The organism is Falsiroseomonas sp. RANM36 (assembly GCF_056682175.1).
Window position 1 is genome coordinate 53,539 of record NZ_JBWXTD010000010.1, and the last position, 7,463, is coordinate 61,001.

Annotated in this window: 3 protein-coding genes; all 3 read left to right on the forward strand. The window is 62.1% G+C overall.

Going from position 1 to position 7,463, the window contains the following annotated elements:
• The first annotated feature begins 310 nt into the window (after positions 1 to 310).
• Positions 311 to 499 carry a hypothetical protein gene (locus AC1MIR_RS26990; protein ID WP_480031262.1) on the forward strand — a complete coding sequence of 63 codons (189 nt, stop codon included), beginning with the start codon at positions 311 to 313 and terminating at the stop codon, positions 497 to 499.
• A gap of 192 nt (positions 500 to 691) precedes the next feature.
• A complete protein-coding gene (locus AC1MIR_RS26995; RefSeq protein ID WP_480031263.1) occupies positions 692 to 5,533 on the forward strand; it encodes a protein NO VEIN domain-containing protein in 4,842 nt (1,613 codons plus the stop codon).
• A 3-nt stretch (positions 5,534 to 5,536) separates the two neighbouring features.
• Entirely contained in the window at positions 5,537 to 7,282 is a 1,746-nt protein-coding gene (locus AC1MIR_RS27000) for an NERD domain-containing protein (protein WP_480031264.1), read from the forward strand.
• The last annotated feature ends 181 nt before the right edge of the window (positions 7,283 to 7,463 follow it).

Consider the following 7,463-nt stretch of genomic DNA (forward strand, 5'->3'; position numbering starts at 1 on the left):
CCGCGCCCGGGTTGCCCGCCGCTGCGCCTACGGCTCCGCACCGGCCAACCCGGGCGCGTCCATGCACACCAAAAGGGGGTCCCTTTTGCACGCCGATCCGGGGTCCCGTTTGTGTGCCGATTGACACATCATCGGCTTCGACGGGCAGATCGAGCTCGAGGCGCTGCGGCTCTACGGCCTGCCGGAGGACGCGCCGGCGATCCTCTACGGCTGCCCCTCGCTGCCGGCCGGCACGCGGACGCTGGTCCTGGAGACGAGTTGGGACCTGCCAAGCCTCGGCCCCGGCGCGACGGCGAACGTCGACATCACGGTGCCGGGCGCACGGCGGGGCGACTTCGCGGACGCCTCGCTGGACACCAGCAGCATCGCCTTCGTGCTCGACTGCCATGTGTGGTCGAACAACAGCGTGCGGGTGACGGCGCGGAACGTCAGCGCATCGACGGTGGACCTCGCGGCGGCGCCTCTGGCGCTGCAGGTCTCGAAGCGGCGGCTGCCGTAGCTTGAGGATGTGGCGCCCACGAAGACCTGGTGGCATTGGTCCAAGCGATTTCGGCTTGTAGAGGCGGGACAACTACCCTCGGTGGCATCGGGTTGGTCTCTCGAACCCACGCCCGAGTCGAAATTCCCCTCCGTCGATCGCCCCACTCGCTTTGCCATTGTGCTTCCGATACTACTGTTGGCGGGGGCATGCATGCAGCAGCGGGTCTATAGGGCTGATCTTATCGGCAGTATCCGAGGGGCATTGGCCGGGCTCCAAGGCTTTGATGCCATGGCGTTCGAGCTGATCCAGAACGCTGACGACGCTGGCGCGTCCTACATTCAGTTCGACGTCCTGAACGACAGGCTGGTAGTCGAGAACGACTCCGTGTTTTCAGACTGTGGCCGCGTCGCCGAAGACGCTGAATGCAACTGGAAAGAAACGGGGAACCCGAACGGGGGCCATCGAGCTTGTGATTTTCATGCCCTTAGTACTGTTAGTAGTGCCAACAAATCTGGTGAAGGATCCCTTATTGGACGATTCGGCGTAGGATTCGTTTCTGTATATCAGATCACAGACCGGCCTGTTATCCGATCTGGGAAGACTGAACTTGCACTCGATCCTGCCGCAGAGGGCGCCACAATTCGTTCGGTTCCGATTGTCCCTGGCACACGCATCGAGCTGCCTTGGGCCATGGACCCAAAAGCACCCCTCCGTCGACGCCTCGCCGATTTCAGCCTCCCTGCGGACGCAGCCGACCAAATGCTTCATGCTCTGGTTGGAGCTGTAGGACGCACACTTTTCTTCCTCCGCAACGTCAAGATGGTGTCTGTGAGCCGTCACGGCCGACTGCGTGAGCGCGTCTCAGTAGAGCGGGCGAATGGCAGGCTGACGATTCGGCGCGGGTCGGAGAAGCAGCCCGAAGAGTGGCTGTTGCTGTCAGGAGACGCCTCCGCTCCAGCGGCACAGCTTATCGCCAGGTTCGATGGAGCAGGCCTCGAACGGCGGCAGAAAGCTGTTCAAGTTGCCTTTCGCTGCGACCAAGCGCGCCCCCAAGAAGAACTGGGGCAGTTATACGCTTATCTGCCCACGGACGATCCGAGTGGCCTTCCCTGCCACATCAACGGCGACTTCTTTCCGAAGCAGGATCGCAAAACGATCGTGCTTGCGGGGCACGGGCCGCAGCAGGCGTGGAACGAGATGCTGTTGCGCGTCGCTGCGCAAGCGATCGCAAGCAACCTCCTGGTGTTGCGCGACGCACTTGGTGCTGCTGCGTTTTGGCGCCTCCTAGTCGCTGCAAACCGACTCATCAGCGCGAACGACGGTCCGCAACGTGAGGTGTTCCACTCCTTTTGGAAGGAGATCTCCACGCAGGCACGGGGCCTGCCGATTGTACCGACGTCCGCCCAAGGCGATTGGTCGCTGCCGCAAAGATCACGACTCGTTCGGATAGGTCTCGCATCGAACACCGAGAGTGTGCTGCGACGGCTCGGTATTGAACTACCGCATGGCACGGTAACGCGGGTCACTGGAGCGCGCGAAGCGATCCTGGCCCTTGGAGGCAAGGCGCTTTCACTGGCTGATGTCGCGGCATGCTTTCAGTCCCAGCAGGCAGACGGTCTTTCACCCGATGAAGCCCGGGCTCTCTGGCCGCTCGTGAATACGCTGCTAGGCACGACACCGGCGCCACCGGCCGTCACGATCGATCTTCTGAAGAAGGCGCCCTTCCTCCTCGATCACGCTGGTGACCTATCGTCAATCGACGATCTTTATCGAGTCCCGCCTGGGGTAACGAACGCGAGGATCAGCGGGGTGCTCCCGGACGTGCCGCTCGCGGATGAGGCCGTTCAGGAGCACAGCCGATTGTGGCAGCTCATCGACCACCTGGGTCCCAGCCAAATCGCCGCAGAACTAGCTCACCGCATCAAGGACTCATCGACCGCAGAGCAGGTGCTCGGGGCTGGTCTCGCGGGACCGCGCCGCTTGTATGCACTTCTATCAGACTATCCGGGGATGTCGGCTCCCGAGGTACGGGATGGAGTTCGACAACGGCTCACTTCGTGCCCAATGCTCAGGACGGCACAAGGCTTCTCGACACCTGGCGACTCTGTCGTCTCAAGCGACTTTTCCGACCCGACTGGCTCAATCGCTCTCGTGGATCCCGCGGTGCTGAACGAAGAGACAGCGGCCTTTCTGCGGACGGTCCTCGGGGTTGGTACCCTGTCTTTCCGCGATTACGTGACACGGCGCCTGCCTGCGATTCTCAGCAAGGGAGTCGAAAAGCGTCGTTTTCCAGCCCTGCTCCTGGAGTTCGTTAGACACGACGCAATCCTGCGTGAAACTGAGGTCGCCGCTGCCGCACGAAAACTGAGTCTATGTTGGCGAAGCGACGGCCGACCGGTTCCTCCGAGCCAAGCGCTTTTGCGGTCGGAGGAACTCGAGAAGCTACTCGGTAGCAAATTTGCTGGTTGGCTCGACGACACGGCACTTCCAGCGGATCAGAAGGAGCTCGCCATCGGCATCCTTCGCCGGCTTGGGTTAAGAACCTTCCCATCTGCCAGCGACATGGTTGGGAGGATTCGTGACTTGGCTGGCGCAGGCCCCCCGACAGCTGAGCGGCGGCGCGCCATTTCGACCGTTGCCGTGGCCGTCGCTAGGCATCTGTCGGAGTACGAGCGGGATGATGATCTCGATTCCTTCGATGATCTGAAGTGGATCTCGTGGGTCCCTTGTAGGGATTCGGGAGAACGAGAAAGCGAATGGCAGGAACCGGGGGACGTCTACCAGCCGTATCGAGCTGAGGCGTTTCGCAGCCAGGTCGCCGTCGCGGATCTCCCCGCAAACCAACTGGGCATGTCGGAGTTTCTCGAACTCGTCGATATGCCGAACGCTCCGGCATCGGACGTTGTGGCTGCGCACTTATCGTGGTGCCTGGACCGACAAGAGGCGCCTCCGCCGGCATGCTACGCCATGCTCAGCGAAGCTCTGGAGCGCGGCGAGCGTGAATTTGTTCCCCTGCTAAAGGATAGGCCGATCCTCTGGGACAACGGCCGGAAGCTACAACTGCGCGCACGCCAGGTCTTCTGGTCGCTACCACGCCCACGCCTGCAGGGCTTCTTCCAGGCATCAGAAGATCACCGACGGTACAAGACGCTCTTCGACGAACTCGGTGTTTCCGAAGAGCCGACCGCGGTACATTTTGCTCAATGGCTCCTCGATTTTTCAGAGCGCCTCGGATCGGCGCCCCTGCCAGGAAACGACGGCCTCGCTCACGCGCAGTGCATAGGCCTCCTTGCCGATTCACTCGACGCAGACCCTGACGCAAAAGCGGAGGTTTGCGCCCTGCTGGGAGATGCGCCAGTGATCCAGAGCCGAGCGGGAACACTTGCCGCTCCGCGCGAACTCTCGGCAGTCGATGCCGAATGGCTCGCGGAGCGTCTTGGCGACGGATTTGCGGGGCAACTCGCATCCGGCCGAGCCGGGGAGAAATCGGCACGTATATATGCGCTGCTTGGCGTGCCGCTCCTCTCCACTTTGGCAAGAGAGATGCTTGTCGACGCCAGCGACCGGCGGAGGCGCGTTGATCTCGAGACACGCCTACGACAGCGTGAACCACTCCTTCAATGCATCGTCAGGTCCTACCAACCGTCCGTAGCGCCGAGGCTTAGTTCGGTCCTCCGCAGCCTAACGATTGAGGAAGCCCGCGGCATAAGGGTTCAGTACGCTTTTCGCATATCCGATCCACCATCAGTCACGAGGCCCGTGGCCGCCGATGCCTACGCGGATCTGCACGCCGATCGCGCCCATGTTCTGATTCGATCAGGGGCAACCCGACCGGTGTTCCTGATCCTGCGGAGTCTCTTCCTCGACATCCTGACTGGGCAGCCCGCCACGGCAGTGGGGCAGGCGGCTAACTCGGCAAAAGACGTCGTCGAGGCCGAATCTGAGGAGCAGGCGTGGGGGATCCTTCGTGACATCGGCTATGTCGATACCGCGCCGGCGGAGGCGACGGATGCACCAGGCGACGACGCCGATCTCGATGGATTCGACCAGACGGTAGACGTCCAAGAGGGCGAAGAAGACCCATGGGATGGACATGAGGAAGCGGGCCAGACTGAGCCCAGTGATAGCGAGGGCTCCGACTCTGCAGAGCCGTCCGCGACAAACGGTACCTCGGCTGAACGCGGGCAAAGCAGTGCGGACTCCCAGAACAATGGTGGTGACCCAGAGCGTCCCGCCACTCCGTCGAACCTGGGTTCACATGTCGGCGGACCAGGGAGCGTGAACGGAGCGAACACGCGGCCCGCCGGAAGTAGTGCCAACTCTATCAGTTCGGGCAGTGCTAGCGGCACGGACTTAGGCAGATCGCGTGGCACTCCGGGTTCGGGCGCGTCTCCGGGATCGCAAGCCCCGCGCTCGCCGGCTTCCGGGCTGGTTACATCAACGATTGTCGTTGCTCGCGAGGCCGTACAGAAGATCAAGGATCGGTATGGAAAGCCCTTCAACGCCAGCGAGAAGAGCGATGAAGGAGCGATGATGGCGGCCGTCCGCTATGAGCTCGCGGCGGGTCGGCTGCCGGACGTGATGCCCCATAACCACCCGGGCTTCGACATCAAGTCTCGCAACAGCGCCGGCGACCTGGAGCGCCTCATCGAAGTGAAGGGCATCGCCGGCTCCTGGGACGGTTCCGCCGTCAGGCTTTCGGGTACCCAGTTCGACCATGCTGCGGAGCACGCCGATACCTATTGGGTGTACGTCGTCGAGTTTGCTCAAGACCCTGCCAAGCAGCGTCTTTACGCCATCAGGGATCCCTTCGCGCACACTGACCATTTCTGCCTCGATGATGGCTGGCGGTACGCAGCGGAGGATCAGGCACAAGGCGCGTCGGTGCGCTTTGTCGAAGGGGCCGCCGTTCGCCACAAGGCGTTCGGGCGAGGGACAATTCTTGAGATCCGCGAGCGCGGTCGCATGCGCAGCATGCAGGTGAAGTTCCAAGAGGGAGGCGTGAAGAACCTCCTAGCGAGTGACCCGCAGCTTGAGCCGTTGGACACTTGATCAATGGCCCGATGCTACCCTGACTACGGCGGTGGAAACGTCCCCACACCATCCAAGGCGGAACAAAGGGTCTACGTCGCCCTGCAGGAACAGCTACCTGAGGCTTACACAGTCTTCCACTCGGTTGCATGGATCTCGCGCCTCCAGAGCGGCGAGGCGACGGATGGAGAGACTGACTTCCTTGTCGCTCACCCCGAATTGGGGCTGCTTGCCATCGAGGTTAAAGGGGGTGGTGTACGGGTCGATTATCGGACCGGCCAATGGTCGTCGGTTGATGCCCAAGCCAAGGAGCATCCGATCTCGAACCCCTTCAGACAAGCCGTCCGGGGAAAGCATTCGCTGCTGGCGAAGCTGCGCGAACATCCTGACTGGAGGCGACTTGGAATAGGCAGGATCGTGGTTGGCCACGGCGTGTTGCTCCCAGACGTGGCCGATGCGCGTCGCCTTCGGGGGCCCGATGCACCGGCAGAGATCCTGGGGGACAACTCTGACATCTCTCAGATCCGTCGATGGATCGAGGGCGTGTTTGAACACTGGCGTGGGTCCAGTGGCGGATCACCAGAGTCATTCGGAACTCTTGGCCCGGCTGGTGTGGATCTTGTGCGGCGAGTGTTCGCCCGGGTGGTCGAAGTCCGGCCCCTGCTGTCGCATGCGGCTGCTGCGGAAGATGACGAGCGGCTGCGCCTTACGGCAGAGCAGGTGCGTGTCCTGGACCTGCTCTCTCGACAGCGAAGGGTTGCGGTCAGCGGTGGAGCGGGAACCGGGAAAACTCTTCTGGCTGTAGAGAAGGCCAAGCGGCTTGCGACCGAGGGCTTTTCGACGCTGCTGACCTGTTTCAACCGGCCGCTGGCAGACCACATGCGGACGTTGTGCGCAGGTGTCGACGGTCTCGATGTAGCGAGTTTTCATCAGGTTTGTGAAGCGTGGGCGAAAGCCGCATCCGCTCAGGGACAGGACGTCCTGGAGCAAGCTAGACTTCATTACCCGAGGGGCGATCACTTCGCGCTTCACCTTCCAACAGCCTTCACACTCGCCGTGGAAGCGGTCGCCAAGCGTTACGACGCGATCGTCGTTGACGAAGGCCAAGATTTTTCTGACGAGTATTGGCTACCGCTCGAATTGTCTCTCGCGGACCCCGATCGATCGCCACTGTACGTGTTCTTCGATGAGAACCAAGCTGTGTATCGCTTGGCAGCCGGCTTCCCCATGAATCTGTCGCCCGTTGGTCTGTCGAAGAACTGCAGAAACACGGAGGCGATCCATAGGGCCGCGTTCAGACACTACGCTGGCCCAACCGCCGAGCCGCCGCCGGTTCCTGGCGCACCGATCGTCCGCCTATTGGAGGAATCCCTCGAAGGGCAGGCTCGCGCGATCTCCCGGTTCGTGACCAGGCTGCTAGTGGAAGAAAAGTTCGACCCCCGCGACATCGTCGTGTTGATCGCAGATCGGGCGCGGCGATCGGATTATGAGCGTGCCCTGCTTGCAAACCGACTTCCAGCTGGCACCAGCTGGAGTACCAAGTTTGCTTCACAGGGTCGCGTTCTGCTCGACACTGTCGTCAGGTTCAAGGGGCTAGAAGCGCTCGCAGCGGTCGTGTGGCTTGGCGGAAGGGCAAACACCATCGACGGGCGTGAGACGCTGTACGTGGGACTGTCCCGTGCGCGCTCCATCCTTTGCGTCTGCGGTGCGAAGGCATCGCTCGACGAAGCCTTGGGATCAGACACACCACGCTCGCGGGCTTCGGGATGAGTTGGGCCTCCTCCACGGATGCCTCTTGGTGTCCAAGGTCCCGGACAGGGGAAGAGTGACCCTGCCCCCTAATTGCCCTCGTTCATGAGCAGAGCCTGTTCTCCATTTGCCCCGATGCGGGGCGGGTTGCAAATGCGGCTGGGGTGAGCCCGTTCAGGCTCGTGTGCGGGCGGGCCGTGTT

What these genes read in the sequence shown, in the direction of transcription:
- AC1MIR_RS26995 (WP_480031263.1), top strand. Translation starts at nt 692, where the DNA reads ATGCAGCAGCGGGTCTATAGGGCTGATCTTATCGGCAGTATCCGAGGG.
- AC1MIR_RS27000 (WP_480031264.1), top strand. Translation starts at nt 5,537, where the DNA reads ATGGCCCGATGCTACCCTGACTACGGCGGTGGAAACGTCCCCACACCA.